This is a genomic window from Pseudanabaena sp. Chao 1811, from assembly GCF_027942295.1.
Lineage (GTDB): Bacteria > Cyanobacteriota > Cyanobacteriia > Pseudanabaenales > Pseudanabaenaceae > Pseudanabaena.
The window spans coordinates 3,151,553-3,167,515 of record NZ_CP101416.1; the positions used below are offsets into that span (position 1 = coordinate 3,151,553).

General features: G+C 43.3%; 12 protein-coding genes. 4 read left to right on the top strand and 8 right to left on the bottom strand.

The window, feature by feature from the left end:
* Positions 1 to 164: 164 nt before the first annotated feature.
* Positions 165 to 1,148 carry a GTP 3',8-cyclase MoaA gene (moaA, locus tag NMG48_RS14475; protein WP_271252213.1) on the bottom strand — a complete coding sequence of 328 codons (984 nt, stop codon included), beginning with the start codon at positions 1,146 to 1,148 and terminating at the stop codon, positions 165 to 167.
* A 126-nt stretch (positions 1,149 to 1,274) separates the two neighbouring features.
* Here moaA and NMG48_RS14480 point away from each other — a divergent pair, with 126 nt between their 5' ends.
* Both NMG48_RS14480 and NMG48_RS14485 read left to right on the top strand, forming a co-directional pair.
* The gene (locus tag NMG48_RS14480; protein WP_271252214.1) at positions 1,275 to 2,195 is read left to right on the top strand and encodes a branched-chain amino acid transaminase; all 921 of its coding nucleotides are present in this window, start codon (positions 1,275 to 1,277) and stop codon (positions 2,193 to 2,195) included.
* A 426-nt stretch (positions 2,196 to 2,621) separates the two neighbouring features.
* Positions 2,622 to 4,796, top strand: a complete 2,175-nt coding sequence (locus tag NMG48_RS14485) for a glutamine synthetase III family protein (RefSeq protein WP_271252215.1) — start codon at positions 2,622 to 2,624, stop codon at positions 4,794 to 4,796.
* 92 nt (positions 4,797 to 4,888) lie between these two features.
* Here the strand turns inward: NMG48_RS14485 and NMG48_RS14490 are convergent, their stop codons facing one another.
* From NMG48_RS14490 to NMG48_RS14510, 5 genes are all read right to left on the bottom strand, one after another.
* On the bottom strand, positions 4,889 to 5,656 hold the full coding sequence (locus NMG48_RS14490; protein WP_271252216.1) for a TVP38/TMEM64 family protein: 768 nt from the start codon (positions 5,654 to 5,656) through the stop codon (positions 4,889 to 4,891).
* Positions 5,656 to 6,624, bottom strand: a complete 969-nt coding sequence (arsM, locus tag NMG48_RS14495; protein ID WP_271252217.1) for an arsenosugar biosynthesis arsenite methyltransferase ArsM — start codon at positions 6,622 to 6,624, stop codon at positions 5,656 to 5,658. Before arsM ends, NMG48_RS14490 begins: the two co-directional genes overlap by 1 nt.
* 269 nt (positions 6,625 to 6,893) lie before the next feature.
* Positions 6,894 to 8,249: a PhoH family protein gene (locus NMG48_RS14500; protein WP_271252218.1), complete on the bottom strand. Its 1,356-nt coding sequence runs from the start codon at positions 8,247 to 8,249 to the stop codon at positions 6,894 to 6,896.
* Positions 8,250 to 8,439: 190 nt separating this feature from the next.
* Positions 8,440 to 10,152: a hypothetical protein gene (locus tag NMG48_RS14505; protein WP_271252219.1), complete on the bottom strand. Its 1,713-nt coding sequence runs from the start codon at positions 10,150 to 10,152 to the stop codon at positions 8,440 to 8,442.
* A 283-nt stretch (positions 10,153 to 10,435) separates the two neighbouring features.
* Positions 10,436 to 10,858, bottom strand: coding sequence for an Npun_F0494 family protein (locus NMG48_RS14510; protein ID WP_271252220.1), 423 nt, complete (start codon positions 10,856 to 10,858; stop codon positions 10,436 to 10,438).
* A 592-nt stretch (positions 10,859 to 11,450) separates the two neighbouring features.
* On the opposite strand from NMG48_RS14510, the gene NMG48_RS14515 reads away from it, so the two are divergent.
* Positions 11,451 to 12,068 carry a pentapeptide repeat-containing protein gene (locus NMG48_RS14515; RefSeq protein ID WP_271252221.1) on the top strand — a complete coding sequence of 206 codons (618 nt, stop codon included), beginning with the start codon at positions 11,451 to 11,453 and terminating at the stop codon, positions 12,066 to 12,068.
* 64 nt (positions 12,069 to 12,132) lie between these two features.
* Here NMG48_RS14515 and NMG48_RS14520 read toward each other — a convergent pair whose 3' ends face one another.
* Positions 12,133 to 13,011, bottom strand: a complete 879-nt coding sequence (locus NMG48_RS14520; protein ID WP_271252222.1) for a hypothetical protein — start codon at positions 13,009 to 13,011, stop codon at positions 12,133 to 12,135.
* A gap of 78 nt (positions 13,012 to 13,089) precedes the next feature.
* Entirely contained in the window at positions 13,090 to 14,556 is a 1,467-nt protein-coding gene (locus NMG48_RS14525) for a bifunctional orotidine-5'-phosphate decarboxylase/orotate phosphoribosyltransferase (RefSeq protein WP_271252223.1), read from the bottom strand.
* A gap of 520 nt (positions 14,557 to 15,076) precedes the next feature.
* On the opposite strand from NMG48_RS14525, the gene NMG48_RS14530 reads away from it, so the two are divergent.
* A complete protein-coding gene (locus NMG48_RS14530; RefSeq protein ID WP_271252224.1) occupies positions 15,077 to 15,934 on the top strand; it encodes a peptidoglycan DD-metalloendopeptidase family protein in 858 nt (285 codons plus the stop codon).
* Positions 15,935 to 15,963 lie beyond the last annotated feature (29 nt).

Consider the following 15,963-nt stretch of genomic DNA (forward strand, 5'->3'; position numbering starts at 1 on the left):
AGTAGACCTAGAGCTATCCGCTACACATACGGTATGGTGGCTACTGATGCCGAAGGGATATTTTGTACTCTTACAACTAAATAAACAAATAAGGCTCGCATAGCGAGCCTTATTTGTTTATTAGACTAAAAGAGAGTGGTAGTGCGAAGCACTACCACTCTCTTTTAGCCACCAATTTGGGACATGGTACGAAAATAACTTTTTTGCTCACCAATGCCGCGATCGCGTTCTTTAAAATTAATTTCCTCTTTTAAATTAAGTAAATCCCGCACTGCCATCCGTAATTCGGCAAAATTTTTGCCCTGACGCAATGCAGTTTTGAGATCAATCTGTCCTGACTCATTTAATAAACATGGTCGCAATAAGCCATCCGCCGAGAGCCGCATCCGATTGCAGCGATCGCAAAAACATTCCGACATTTGACTAATAAAGCCTAAAGTCCCCTTGGCATTGGGGATTTGAAACACATCGGCGGGACCATTGCCCTTGCAGTTGCCAGTATCTAAACCATAGCGATCGCTAATTTGTTGCCGCAAGGTTGCCGAATCCACCCAGCCCTTATGGGTAAACAGGTTGTCATTACCAATGGGCATAAACTCAATAAAGCGAATATGCCAACGGCGATCAATACTGAGGGCAGCTAAATCCAATATTTCGCGATCGTTCACATCTGGCACAACAACCACATTTAATTTTAGCGGATCGAACCCGACCTCATGAGCCGCCAAAATTCCCGCCCATACCTTTTCCCAGAGGTTACGTCCTGTAATTTGGCGAAATACATCGCGATCGAGGGAGTCCAGACTAATATTAATCCGTCTCAAACCTGCTTCGTATAAGGGTTTTGCTAAATCACTTAATAAAAAACCATTAGTGGTCATTGACAGATCTTCCACACCTTGGAGATCAGCGATCGCTTCTACTAACTGCACCAAATCGCGCCTCAATAAAGGCTCTCCCCCCGTCAGGCGAAATTTTTTAAACCCTAATGGAATAAATACCTCTCGCAACAAGTTAATTAATTCAGTATTGGTAAGGCTTTCCTGTGCTTGGATATAATCGACTTCCGAGCCTTCTGGCATACAGTAAGTGCAGCGAAAATTGCAGCGATCGATCAAACTGATGCGAAGGTAGTCAACATTGTTCACAGGGTTTTGTCCTCATGGCTTGCATTTAAGAAATTAATTTTGATACGAAGCATCAAAATTAATTTCTGGGTTTTAATTTGTCATAGCTATATGATAGAAAAATAATTGATCAAGATGTGTTAAACCATGACCTCACAGTACGCCTATATACGTGGAACGTTTGTCCCTCTCGAAGATGCCACAATCAGTGTCCGCACCCACGCTTTTCTATATGGCACGGCTGTTTTTGAAGGGATTAAGGCGTATTGGCTACCTGAAGAAAACCGCATGGCAGCATTTCGCCTAAAAGAGCATTATCAACGCTTAATCCAAAGCTGTCGCATTATCGGTTTGCAACATCCTCTTGATGTTGACACAATGATCAGCCTTACTACCGAGTTATTACATCGCAATCAATGTAACTCAGCGACATATATCCGCCCGATTATCTACAAAGCTGACCTTCGTATTGGACCAATTCTCAAAGTTCCCCATACCCATGATGATTTCTGTTTGTTCAGTGTCCCGATGGATGGCTACCTCGATACTAGCAACGGTATTAAAGTTGGTGTGTCCTCGTGGCGGCGTTTAGATGACAATGCCATTCCTGCAAGAGCAAAAGTTAATGGTGCTTATGTAAATACTGCCCTTGCTAAGACTGATGGCTATGCTTCTGGCTTTGATGACGTTGTCGTTTTGACTAATGAAGGTCATGTTGCAGAAGGAAGTGCGATGAATCTCTTTTTGGTAAGAGATGGAAAGCTGATTACTAGTTCTATTACCGATAATATTCTCGAAGGTATTACTCGCAGTTCGATCATTGAGTTAGCCGCAAAAGAATTAGGACTAGAAACGGTATCACGCACAATCGATCGCACTGAGTTGTATATTGCCGATGAAGCATTTTTTGTTGGTACTGCGACGGAGCTTGCTCCAATCACTAGTTTTGATCATCGTCCTGTTGGCGATGGAACCATTGGTGAAATCACTAAGAAACTCCGTGATTTGTACAGTAAAGCTGTTCAAGGTCTCCTGCCCGATTATCATCACTGGCTAACTAAAGTCTAGAGATCTCTAGTATCAGCAAGAAAATATAGCTATAGCTAAAAGTTAAGATAACCCAAGTTGCTACCTATTCATTCAATACTAAAGTTAAAATAAAAAATGCTAGATTTTTATATAAAAATAGCGTCATTTTGGACTTAGCGAGGCTGTTTTTAACTTGTTTTGAGCCGATTTTTAATAGGTAGCAACTTGGGTTAAGATATAAAAACGAAAAAAGGATTACGGCGCTTTGCGCCGTAATCCTTTTTTCGTTTTTGGTTTTGTCCTAGTGCTAAAAACCTAAAAATAAACAGAGATTAAACTTTTTCACAAAAATTGTGTGTGCGTTTATACCAATCAAGTGCGATCAAATCGGTATCTTTTTTATCTATTTGATAAATATATCTTGAGTATGATTAGAAAAACTTGACAATATCCCTGAAAACAACCATGAGCGGAAACGAGTCACGCATTCAAGCCATTTATCAGATCACCAATCGCGAGCCACAGCCCAAGAAAGCACCAAAGCGGTTGGAAGAATTGTGGGCGACCGATGTGTTTACTCTGAGCAAAATGCAGGAATGCCTGCCTAAGCCAGTCTTTAAATCAATTAAGAAAACCATTCAAACTGGTGAACCCCTTGATAGCTCAGTAGCCGATGCGATCGCACTAGCGATGAAAGATTGGGCAATCTCTAAGGGTGCTCTATACTATGCCCACGTCTTTTATCCTTTGACCAATGCTACAGCCGAAAAGCATGATGGCTTCATTTCAGTCCAAAGCGATGGTTCGGCAATCTCAGAATTTGCAGGAAAATTATTAGTCCAAGGTGAACCCGACGGTTCTTCATTCCCCAATGGCGGTATCCGCTCCACCTTTGAAGCCCGTGGTTACACTGCATGGGATGTCACCAGCCCTGCATACATCATGGAAACCGACAATGGTTCTACCCTGTGTATTCCTACAGTTTTCGTGTCTTGGACTGGTGAAGCTCTTGACAAGAAAACCCCTCTTCTCCGCTCCAATGCAGCAATGAACAAAGCTGCAACTAGAGTTTTAAAAATCTTGGGTGAAAAGGAAATTGCTCCTGTTAACTCTAGCTGCGGTGCTGAGCAAGAGTACTTCCTCGTTGATTCCAACTTTGCTAATGCGCGTCCTGACTTGTTACTTGCAGGTCGTACCTTGTTTGGTAAGCCTTCGGCTAAGGGTCAGCAGTTTGATGACCATTACTTTGGTGCAATCCCTGAGCGCGTGCAAGTTTTCATGCAAGACGTTGAAGAGCGTCTATATCGCCTCGGTATTCCTGCTAAGACTCGTCACAACGAAGTTGCCCCCGGTCAATTTGAAATTGCACCTGTATTTGAAGCCGCTAACGTAGCTACAGATCACCAACAAATGATCATGACCATGCTGCGCTTCACTGCTAAGAAGCATGGATTTGTTTGCTTGCTGCATGAAAAACCCTTTGCAGGTATTAACGGTTCTGGTAAGCACGTTAACTGGTCAGTTGGTAACGCTACTCAAGGCAACCTACTCGACCCTGGTGACACCCCTCACTCCAATGCTCAGTTCTTGGTGTTCTGTGGTGCGGTCATCCGTGGTATTCACAAGTATGGTCCTCTACTCCGTTCAGTAGTGGCAACTGCTAGCAACGACCACCGCTTAGGTGCTAACGAAGCTCCTCCTGCGATCATCTCGGTATACCTCGGTTCACAGCTTGAGGATGTATTTGAGCAAATCCGCCAAGGCGATCTCAAGAGTTCCACTGGCAAAGGTCAAATGCATATTGGTGTAGATACCTTGCCTGTTCTGCCTACTGACCCTGGCGATCGCAACCGTACTTCTCCCTTTGCATTTACTGGTAACCGCTTTGAGTTCCGTGCTGTTGGTTCTGGTCAATCGGTAGCTGGTCCTCTCGTTGCCATGAATACCATCTTGGCAGATTCCCTCAATTGGGTTGCCGATCAATTAGAGGCTGAAATCTCTAAGGGTAGTGATTTGAATACTGCTATTGGCACTGTGCTAAAACAGGTGATGGAACTGCATGGCGCAATTATCTTCAATGGCAATGGCTACTCTGAAGAATGGCACAAGGAAGCAGTTGAGAAGCGTGGTTTACGCAACCTCCGTACCACTGCTGATGCTTTGCCTGTACTCAAGGAACCTGAAATCATTGACTTGTTTGGCAAGTTGAATGTACTCTCTCCTGTAGAGATGGCTAGCCGCTTTGAAACTTATGCTGAGCAATACATTAACTCTATTGCGGTAGAAGCCAAGCTAGTTGTGAGCATTGTAAAGACTTTGATTTACCCTGCGGCAACTCGTTATTTGTCTGAATTGGCAAATACTGCTCTGAGCCTCAAGGAAGTTGGTGTTGATTTTGATAAGGAAACCCTTGACAAGGTTTCTTCACTCACCAAATTGGCGATTGATGGTGTTAGCAAGTTGAGTGATGCTTTGACTAAGCATGACTTTGCTTCTACTGAAGATCATATGCAGTTCACGGCTCAAACTGTGCGTCCTTTGATGGATACAATCCGTGGATATGTCGATGCCCTAGAAGCTGAAGTTGCTGATGATCTATGGCCATTGCCTACCTATCAAGAGATGTTGTTTATTAAGTAATCTCTCATAATTCCCAAAAAAAGCGACGCAAAGCGTCGCTTTTTTTGCGGCTATTTGCGCTGTGCAAAGCACAGTGCAAATAGTTATATTCATTAGTTATTGATTTCGGCGATCGCTTTACGCGCAAGGTTAGTCACATACAGCGTTACGACAATTGTGGCGAGAAAGCCGAGTATCCGAATTGCCCATTGCAAGGTGGTACTTGTAGATTGCTCACTACCAATACGGGCAAGATCGCTAGCTAGAGAGCCAATATAGACATACAAAACAGTTGCGGGAAGCATTCCAATGGAAGCGATCGCATAGTCCTTTAGCCTCACACCCGTAATGCCAAAGGCGTAATTTAATAAATTAAAGGGAAATACTGGAGACAATCGCGTTAGTAACACGATTTTAAATCCTGAATTGGCAACGGCTTGGTCGATCGCCACAAATTGTTGATTGCCCTCGATCCTTTTACCAATCCAATCGCGAGCTAAATAGCGTCCAATTAAAAAGGCTGCGATAGCGCCTAAGGTTGCTCCCACAAATACATAGAGCGAACCCCAAAGCACTCCAAACACAGCCCCTGCTCCTAAAGTCAACGCTGAACCGGGAATAAAGGCAATCGTCGCGATGATATAAATAAGAATAAAGGCTATCCCTCCGATATAGCCTAAGTCTTCAATCCATTGCAAGGTATCACGAAATAACGTCTGAAGATCGAAGGGGTGAACCGTCAAGCTATCTTGGGCAAAGGCAGGGCTGGTGGCGATCGCATTGATCAATAAAAAGGCGATCGCTGCACCAATTATCCATACAGAACTTTTTCTTTCTTTCCCTTTAAGAGAAGGACTAGGGCTAGAAGAATGACTATCCATTAGCAACAACCTCCACCGTTATAGTGCCAATTCGAATCAGTCACAATTATTTCCTGAGGGAACTTATGAGCTAGTTTTGCTGCGGTTTTATCACAGACAGAGAGAGGATTGCCTCGTTGCAAAATATGACCTGCGCGATCATCTAGACAATCCTCAGAACCGCTATAAATTGCAGTTTTACCTGTAAACACGCAAGCTCCATCACTAGGAACGGGAACCTTAAAGGAGACAGAATCTAAACTCTCTAATAGAAGTGGTGCATCTAAATCAAAGCTATGAGTATCAAGCAATCTATAGGGACGACGAGCGCGTACTTCGATTTGTCCAAAACCTGCATCAATGAGATGCTGAATGTAATCCGCATAGGTCATCGCACCCGATAGACACATAGCCCGTAAGCGCTCATCAGCTTGCAGATTGGCTGGAATAGGACGAGTGGCGATGGGATCACTCATAATCAATCTTCCCCTCGGTTTAAGAACGCGATAGACTTCCTTTAATGCTCGATTCAAATCCTGTGGCTCAAAGATATTAAATAGGCAGTTCTGAGCAACTACATCCACCGAGGCATCAGGTACAGGCAAGGCAAAAGCATTACCTTCGAGAATTTCCACAAATTCGCGATCGAACCAAGCATTCTCCTTTGCCGCTAGTTGTAGGTTCTGATCAGCTACTTCTCGCATGTCTACCACTGGATCAACAGCAATAATACTGCGTTTGCGACGGCAGAAGTAGGCAAATTGCAAAGCTTCTAAACCACCGCCAACACCGATATAGAGAACCGTAGGATTGTTGCGTAATTCTGTAGGATGAATAGTTGTACCGCAGCCATAATTCATCTGCTGCATGATTTTGGGAATCTTGAGGTCAGGATATTGCAGGGGTGGTGTGCTAATGCAACACAACCCTACTTGAGGATTTTTAGCAGCTTCTGAATAAAATTCGGCAGTAGTTTCGAGATAACTCATGGAGATTGATGCAATTAATTAGGATTGTCGGCTCTATGTAAATAGATGGGCATAAATAAAAACCCAGAGATTGTTCCGCCCGCTACGCGGGCGGAACAATCTTTTCGGTTTTCAGTTTATTTATGCCTAGCTACTTACCAACTATCCTATGTTAACGTGAGTTCGATAACGCCATTTGCGCGGCGCGAAACGCCGCGCAAATGGCGGAAAACGGTAAAAATCGCTTAGCGATTTTTACCGTTTTCTACCTTCGTCGAGCTGAAGTTATGTTAGAGCAATTCTGTAGAACGTTCTGCTAGTGCCGATCGCTCGCCTTTGCTAAGAGTAATATGACCTGCTAGCGGATCATTCTTGAACCGTTCCACCACATAGGTGAGTCCATTACTCGCAGCATCGATAAAAGGACTATCGATTTGTTCTGGATCACCTGTGAGGACTACCTTGGTTCCTTCTCCCGCACGGGTGAGAATAGTTTTCACTTCATGGGGAGTGAGATTTTGAGCCTCGTCAACGATCAGAAACTGCTGGGGAATCGTGCGCCCACGAATATAGGTCAAGGGCTCAATCTGAAGGAGTCCTCTTTCGATCAAGTCCTCATGGCCTCGGCGCACATGGGTATGCAAATTGCGCTTTTCCTTCGGATCTTTAGAAGACTGGGCACCAAAAATTAGGTCGAAGTTATCATAAATAGGCTGCATCCAAGGGGTGAGCTTTTCTTTGATGTCCCCTGGTAAGTAACCAATATCTTTGCCCATCGGAATGACAGGACGCGAAATGAGTAGTCGGGTATAGGTGCGTTCATCGGCGACTTTATGTAATCCCACAGCGATCGCTAATAAAGTTTTCCCTGTACCCGCCTTGCCAACAAGGGTTACTAAGGGAATGTCATCATTCAGTAAAAGATCAAGGGCAAATTTCTGTTCACGGTTGCGGGCATTGATTCCCAAAACGCCTGCATTGACAAGTTTATTAATGGCAACCAACTTACTGGAGCCTTGACCATTACTATCCTTGACGATCGCGAGAGCTGTATGGGAAGGATTAAATTCGTCAATCAGCATCACCGCTTGATTGGGACAGAAATCACCCTCAAGGGTAATCGCATTATTTTTAAAGAGTTGATCAATGTTGGCAGCCTTGACCATCACCTCTGCAACACCTGTATAAAGCTCGGAAATATCGACTTTATTGGTTTCATAGTCTTGTGCTTCCAATCCTAGGGCATCTGCCTTAATTCGGAGGTTGGTGTCTTTGCTGACCATGACCACACGGCATTGACAATTATGCTTGAGTTCAAGGGCTACAGCTAGAATGGCATTGTCATTATGATCGCCTTCTAGTTCAACGGGTAGAGTTTTTAAAGTTTCGCGATCGCACAGAGCAACTCGCAGCAATCCCCCATTTTCTAGATCAATACCTTGGATGATATTCCCCTGACTGCGCAATTCGTCTAGTTCACGAGAAACCTGTCGCGCATTACGTCCGATCATTTCAGGCTGTTTTTTGAAGCGATCAAGTTCCTCGATGATCGTCATCGGTAGGACAACTTCATTATCCTCAAAGCGCTTCATGGCGGTTGGATCGTACAACAGCACATTGGTATCAAGTACAAAAATCTTTTTCATAGCATCGAATTCCCTAGCTAAATTTCAATCTTGACACTTTTGTGATGATTATGATGATTATATGTAGCAATCGCTACAATGCTTAACTCAATGAAACCTAAACGCAAAAAAGGACGCAAAGCATCCTTTTTTGTATGTTATTCAGTAATCATGTGTCACGCTTTACAGCATTCCACTTAACATTAATTAGTTAGAAAAATGTAGAACTATTTGGACGCAAGTCTTTGAAATCAAGAATCTTACGGACAACATCAATAGTGGAGTTGCTGTTATCTACAGGAATCAGAGGCGATAGCTGCCCTGGTAAAACCTGCATCACAGGAGGCATATCTCTTGTAAATACATTGATGGCACGTTCAACTAGAGTTTGCTCACCCTTAAAGAAAGCATTGGTGTAGCTACCTTGGGTGGGAACGGAAGGTAAACCTGCCACATTAAATAGATTGGTAGAAATACCTTGAGAGGAGGTTAGGAATCTTGCTACTGTTTGAGTGATGGTAGTTGTCGTCTGAATTTGGGTGAAATAGTCATAGATTCTCACATTGTTGTCAATGCGACCAATGCGCTGAGAGTCAATACCTGAGACAGTCCTTAATATGCCGTAGGCAGAGGGATCGCTAGGCAAAATTAGACTGATCGTCGAAAAATCTTTGAGCAACTGTACTTCGGTGTAGCCCAAGGGACGATTTTGTAAATCAAACAACCGCACAACTAAGCGATCGCCAGGGTTCAGCCCACGAATAAAGGTGGCACGTTGATTAATTGTGAAGCGGTAATCGCCAACAAAGCGCTCCTGTAGGAATCCTTTGGGACGTTTAGATTTGATTGATACACGAGCAATCACTTGAGACAGACGATTGGGAGACTGTAAAACGGCAAGGCTAAAGTGGCCGCGATGAGGATTTTTCTTCGATAATTCAACACCTTCACGATACTTGCAGTTTTTGAGATCGCGGCGATAGTCATTATCACGCTTGTTGTCAGTACTGCGGTTGTCATAACGAATATTCCCGTCTTTATCATCGGTACGACGGTTATCATGACCATTGGAGCGATCCTTATCATCGGTGCGACGGTTGTCCCAATGGGCTTTACGATCCTTATCATCATCGCGATGACTATCCTTGGAAACCTTACACTCATAGTAATCATCTTCGTCGTCATCGTCATCATTTTGACGAACGAGGATTGGCTTCATTTGCTGGGTTTGCACCGTCGTGGTTTGTACCGTCGTTTGTGAAGTCGTAGTTTGCGAACTATTGGAAATACCTAAATCGCGATCAGAGATACTAGTATTGTTTGTAGATGAACTTGTGGCGATCGATGTGATGCGTCCAGCAATTATCTCAGAAGAATTAATAGTTGTGATTGATGAAAAAGATTTAATCTCTTCGATTTCAAATCTTGCGTCCTTAACACCATTGGGCAAGTCATAGCGGACACTGGTAATTGCCTTGAGATCACCATTGTAAATATCATCTAGGGAAATCTTCTCGCTTAGAGTACTCAGAGAAATAACTTCAACGGGAGTAAAGAATCTACCTGCCTGTTTAGAAAGTAGCCTTGCTCCAGAATTGGTATAAACTTCGCGCCATTCCCCAGCACGTCGTACATAAAGCTGATAAACCACATTGGCATAGTTTGTGCTTGGTTTATTCAAGACATCAAATAAAATACCAACACTTGAAAGGTTCCCCGAATTATCTAAAATTCTCAATAGTTTTACCCCTGTTTGCCAGTCTTGAGGAACTTGGGCAACGATTTGGGGAACAGATGGTGCAGCGATCGCTTCTAAAGTAGAAATAAAAGGTGCAGTGGCAAGGGTTGCGGCCAAAATAGATAATGAAGTCCGATGAAAAGTCCTACTCAGTTGCTTCCGAAAATTTTTCTGAAAAATATTCATTGTGATTTTATTCCTAGCGTAATTTACTGCATGATTTACTAGAGACAGCTTAGTCTGCTGATCTTAAGTTGACGCGGCTATACAAGCGCTCGATACGTCGCAACAATAAGTACAAAAGCCTCTAAAGCAAGCAGACGCACTAATTAGTTTTTTGTTTCAATATTTCTAAAAAATGCTAGTCCTCAAAAGAAAGGATTTATAAGTTAAGTAGGGGCAGCGCTTCGCGCCGCCCCTACTTAACTATTTGGCACTACCTCATTTTTGATGTTTTGATTTTATTTTTCTAGAGAAATCTTGATATTTGAATTTGCGCCCACAGGTTTTGGAGGCGATCGCTCAAACTAGCGATCGGAAATTTTGGTTGGGTTTGCCATTTATCTAGTAAAAAATGCCCCATCGGGGTGAGTCGAAAGCTATCGGTGATGCCTTGTCCATCAACTTCACGGCGTAACACCCCTACTTGAATCAGCCATAGTAAAGCATTTTCAGTAATAATTAAGTTACTGGCACGGGTCAGGTATTGATTTTTGAGACCTTCATTACCAGCGATCGCTCGTAGGTTTACCCCTTGAGTTGCCATATCTGCAAATAATTTCACGGTAAATGGCGCACAGCGTAAAGCAATTTCTGCTCTTTGCACTATATGTGCATCATAGTCAGCAAAATCTTTATTTTGATTTGATTGATTGAGGATTTCAGTAGACATTACAGTTTGATCGCAGCTTTTAATTTCTTAATTATCACTGATGTCATGGGGGAGATCGCTGATAAATTCCTTAAATTGCGATTGCTCTGGCATTGAAAGAATGAAAGACGGTGCTTTGCACCGTCTTTCATTCTTTCAATATCGGTAATTGGCATAACCTATCATTTTAGGATTAGTTATATCTATTAGGATCTTTCTTTTCCTTCTTTTCGGAAGGATCTTTTTTTGGCTTCTTCGTCTCTTTATTGCCCTTTTGTTCTTTTGACATGATTTTCTCCAGTGCAGATTAAAGAGGATGGGATAAGCAGCTTTTAAGCGTACTTATCATTTCCATTCTAACTCAGTCCTACTCAGTACTAAATAACGTGAGTTCGATAACGCCATTTGCGCCGTGCAAATGGCAGAAAAAGGTAAAAATCGCTTAGCGATTTTTACCTTTTTCTGCCTTCGTCGAACTGACGTTAAATAATTCGTGAGATTGTCTATAGGCAAAGCGATGGCTCCAATAGGGTGAAGCGAAATTTGGGGCGATCGCCTTATATTTAAATTAACTGCTACAACCAGCTAAATGTCCAGCTAGAGAGCGATTGTGATGATGTCCACTAACCCTAAAATCCACTCTCCTACACACAATGCCTTCGCAAGGGGAATAGCATTGAAGAAAATGTATGAGCTGGGACGTAAAGATTTTGATTCGGAGAATTTTTCAGGTTTGAAACTATCTTGCTGCAAGCTACCAGCGATTAATCTCACAAGTTCTGATCTGCGAGATGCTGATCTTGATCTAACTGATTTAAGTGGAGCCGATCTCAGGGGGGCAAATTTAGAACGATCCAGTCTCAGTTTTAGTAATCTCAGCAATGCCGATTTGAGTCATGCGAATTTACGGGGAGTGAATCTAGGGGGGGCAGATTTAAGTGGAGCAATTCTCAGGGGGGCGATTCTTAAAAATGCGAATTTACGGGGTGCAAATCTAAGTAATGCACATTTAGAATTTGCTGATATGCAGGACGCAGACTTAACGGGGGCAAACTGCTTTTCTTGCAATCTGAGCTATACCAATCTTACCAATGCCAACTTGACGGAAGCCAATCTGAACAATTCTAATCTGCTCAAGAGTGATTTTACTAATGCGGTACTAGAAGGAACAAGTTTGAATAATGCAAATTTAGTAGGGGTAAATTTGCCAAGTAATACAGAGCAATTTTAGTGGGGGCGGTCTTAATCCAAAAGATGAGAGGCGGCGCAAAGCGCCGCCTCTCATCTTTTGGATTTTAAAGAGTTTGCTCGTTGTTGGGGCGTGGGCGTACACGACTCGGCGTTGTATCTGGCTCAGGTAGAGGCGTATACTGATTACCAGTAAAATCTTTGCTGACTCTGAGACGCTGACTCGTGATTGTAATTCCTGATTCGCGTACTAGCACTACGGAGATCCAGCGATCGCCCGAAGCAAAAGGTGCTTGTCCAATCTTAAATAAACCACCAGCCCGCAAAGGTTTGAGATTGATCGTATTGTCATTAAGATAATTTTTAGCTTCGACGGGTTCTTCGATTGCTGCTCCTAACAATAGGCTTGTACCCAGTGGCTCAGTCACGATCGCATCAAGCACATACTGGCGACCAACACCAATGAGTTCAGGAGCTTTGAGCTTGACAGGAGGGGGAGCATCACCTGTACTCAGCGAAGATTGTTCTGAGAGAACTTGTTGCGATATGACCTGCAATTGACCATTGATCGTTTTATAGGTCTGGGTGGAGATTAATCTGGCATCTAATTTAAAATTGTCGTTCTCAGCCGCCTTTGCACCCTGCACCATCGTGACTGTTTCAGCCGTAATGAGATCGCCTTGTTTTTCCCATTTAGAGATTTCGGTACGATAGCTAATATTTTTGTAACGTTTCCAGAGTTCACTCAATACTTGCTTGTAGCGATCGCGATTTAGCCCATCGGCATGATTAAACGTTGGGGCATAGTATTTCATGACCGTTTCAATATCTTGGCTACTGGCCGCTTTGTCCAGTGCATACACGATATTTGATAACTCAGGTGGGGCTGGTTTCGATGATTGGGCAGCAAGTACGGGATTGGCGATCGGTGCTGCGATCGCGGAGACTGCGGCAGAAGCAAGTAACAGAGCAATTCGTTTGAACATGCGTAACTCTAATCAATGACCTGTGAAGATGGCTGGATGTTAAACAATTTGTCGTAGACAAGCTGTTCAATTTAGTATTTAAGAATGTGACAAAGCAAGAAATTGTTTCTCATTTATACGCCCTGATTGGAATAGTGTCTCATTTATTTCCGAGATTTTTAACACCGCATGGGGTGAATATCCACTTTCTTGGAGGCGATCGCATACTCCTGCCTCATGATCGATAAATACGACGATATCGCTTACCTTGAGACCACAGCTTTCAATTTTTTTCGCCCCCTCGATCGCGCTTTTACCAGAAATTAAAATATCATCAACCACGACAATGGTTTCACCCGCTTCATAATTGCCTTCGATCAAACGTCTTGCACCATAGGCTTTAACCTCCTTGCGTGGAAAGATAAGCGGGAAATTTAGCCTTAGGGCTAAACCTGAAGCCGTGGGTAATGAACCATAGGGAATGCCTGCAATGCGATCAAATTTAAGTTCTTGTAAAATCTCGGCATAGGTTCCAATCACCGCATCAAATACTTGGGGATTGGAGATGATTTTGCGTAAATCAATGTAATAGGGGAAAACTTGCCCAGAAGCTTGCACGGTTTCTTCAAAGGTGATGCAGCCAATATCAAATAATTGCAAAATTAAATTTGCATGGGGATGTCCTTGGCGATCTAATAAACAAACATCTGGCATCCATAGCTCGCAACTGGGTCGTTGATGGGCGGTTGCGGCGATCGCTTGATTGACCTCATCCCGTAGTGATCGCACAAATTGGGCGGGGTCACCGATTGCCAGAGCATCTTGATTCACAGGCAAAATCAGTCCGTCTCCATTGGCATCTAGTCCTGAATTGAGGATTGCTGCGAGGTTTTCGATCTTGTATTGATTGGCTTTACCTTCGCTATTTGCCCAAATACTTCGCGCCAAGATTAATCTTTCTGGCGCTAGCGATCGCACCTTTGCCAAAGCCTCAGGATTTGCTGCCCCCACTTCTAAAGCTAAATTTTCCATCCCTGCCCAAGCTTGGCAATTTTGCACCACATTTAGATATAGAGGATTGTCTAGATTTGGATATTCCTGAAAATCTTGGGCAGTGGTGTTCGATGAATAGCAGCTCACTAAAACTGCTTTATCGGGATACATCAAAAAACGTGCGGCTAAATCTTGACCGACATAGGGGCTGAGGGTAATTGCATCTACACCCCATTCCTCAAAGGCTGTCTTTGCCATGACCGAGCTGCTATTGAGGTCAGCATGTTTGGCATCGAGGATGATCGGGATTTCTGGAGGAATTGCCGCAAGAGTCTTTGACAGTAGATCTAAACCCGATGCCCCCAATGCCGTATAAAAACCCAAGGTCGGTTTATAAGCACAGACCAGATTTGCCGTGGACTGAATAATGAAATTCATCCATTCCCATAGAGAATCAACATCATATTTCGCTTTATATTTGGCAGGCATCACTTCAGGATTTGGGTCTAGCCCCAAACATAAAATGCTCTGATTAGTGGCGATCGCTGCCCTGAGTTTCGAGGCAAAGCCCATATATTTAGAAGTTATTTAGAAGTTATTTAGCGGCTTAGTTGGAGGCATAGATTTTTAGCTTGCAACAAATATACTGCTTCGGTCTTCATTATTTTGATGAAAGTAGAACATGGTAAGAATCTCCAAGCGATTCTTACCATGTTCTGCTATTTGCGATCGCTACAAAATGTGGTGATGACAAAAGCTGGCTATATCTAGATATGTTCTTGCAAGAAAAAATAATTTTTTAGCTGGTTAATGATCGCGAGTTGTCATATTTTCTCAAAATTGATGTAGAATCTCACTCGTTCTCGTTACGCAAATTTCCAGAGTATTTATCCCTAGTCTTCTACAAGTAATCTAGCGGCTATGACAGTTGGTAAAAAGCGCCTCTCTGCATAATCCTATCCACTTTTGTACTGCTTGTAGCTTGCTCTTAACCTTCCTTTAGTGCAACGTTCCAATGCAAAACTTTCTTTCCCGTTTCTTAAATCTGTCTAATCAATTGCCTAGCTCCCGACGAAGTATCAAGGCTAGATCTATGAATCTGCGTCTATTCTCTCTGACCCTTGGTGGATTGGTTAGTAGTTTAGCGATCGTGGCTCCCATCGCCCATGCCAATCGTCTTGAGACCTTTGTTTATGATTTGACCGATAGCAAGATTGAGTTTTCGCTGAAAAATGACATTGAACCTAAGGGCTCAGTAATTAGCAATCCCACCCGCATCGTCATTGATTTACCTGGAATTGTTTACCAAGGTCCAACGGTGCGCCGTAGAGTTGGACGGGGTGTGCAAGCGGTACGTGTTGGGCAAGTTGATGCCAATACCACAAGAATGGTGGTTGAATTTTCACCCGATGTCACCATCAATCCGCAGCAATTAAAACTCAAGTCCAGACAGCCTGGAAAATGGTCAATGCAATTGCCCCAAAATATTGCCGCGATCGATTTGAATAGTATTTCTAACTTTACATTGCCAATCTCAGGAGCAGTGATTAGCTCTGGATTTGGTTGGCGTGTACATCCCGTCACAGGGGAAAGAAAATTACATAAAGGCGTAGATTTTGCTGCTCCTACTGGCACACCGATTTTTGCGGCGGCAGATGGCGTAGTTACCGATGCAGGATGGACAGATGGTGGCTATGGCAATATTGTCGAATTGCGTCATGAAGATGGTTCGGTAACGCTCTATGCCCATACTAATAGGGTTTATGTATCTAAGGGGCAGGTAGTTAATAAAGGACAAGCGATCGCTGAAGTTGGTACAACAGGACGCAGCACAGGACCTCATTTACACTTTGAAGTCCAGCCCGACGGCAAAACTGCGGTCGATCCAATGGATTACTTGCAGATGCGCCAAGTAACTCTCGATCTAGCTTCTAATAGCTTTAAAGATTAATACCAAAACCCAAAAACCTGTAGCGCACG

Bases quoted from the DNA above. Each gene is read 5' to 3' on its own strand.
- NMG48_RS14515 (WP_271252221.1), top strand. From the start codon at position 11,451: ATGATGTCCACTAACCCTAAAATCCACTCTCCTACACACAATGCCTTC.
- NMG48_RS14505 (WP_271252219.1), bottom strand. From the start codon at position 10,152: ATGAATATTTTTCAGAAAAATTTTCGGAAGCAACTGAGTAGGACTTTT.
- NMG48_RS14480 (WP_271252214.1), top strand. From the start codon at position 1,275: ATGACCTCACAGTACGCCTATATACGTGGAACGTTTGTCCCTCTCGAA.
- NMG48_RS14525 (WP_271252223.1), bottom strand. From the start codon at position 14,556: ATGGGCTTTGCCTCGAAACTCAGGGCAGCGATCGCCACTAATCAGAGC.
- NMG48_RS14500 (WP_271252218.1), bottom strand. From the start codon at position 8,249: ATGAAAAAGATTTTTGTACTTGATACCAATGTGCTGTTGTACGATCCA.
- NMG48_RS14485 (WP_271252215.1), top strand. From the start codon at position 2,622: ATGAGCGGAAACGAGTCACGCATTCAAGCCATTTATCAGATCACCAAT.
- NMG48_RS14490 (WP_271252216.1), bottom strand. From the start codon at position 5,656: ATGGATAGTCATTCTTCTAGCCCTAGTCCTTCTCTTAAAGGGAAAGAA.
- NMG48_RS14510 (WP_271252220.1), bottom strand. From the start codon at position 10,858: ATGTCTACTGAAATCCTCAATCAATCAAATCAAAATAAAGATTTTGCT.
- arsM (WP_271252217.1), bottom strand. From the start codon at position 6,624: ATGAGTTATCTCGAAACTACTGCCGAATTTTATTCAGAAGCTGCTAAA.
- NMG48_RS14530 (WP_271252224.1), top strand. From the start codon at position 15,077: ATGAATCTGCGTCTATTCTCTCTGACCCTTGGTGGATTGGTTAGTAGT.
- NMG48_RS14520 (WP_271252222.1), bottom strand. From the start codon at position 13,011: ATGTTCAAACGAATTGCTCTGTTACTTGCTTCTGCCGCAGTCTCCGCG.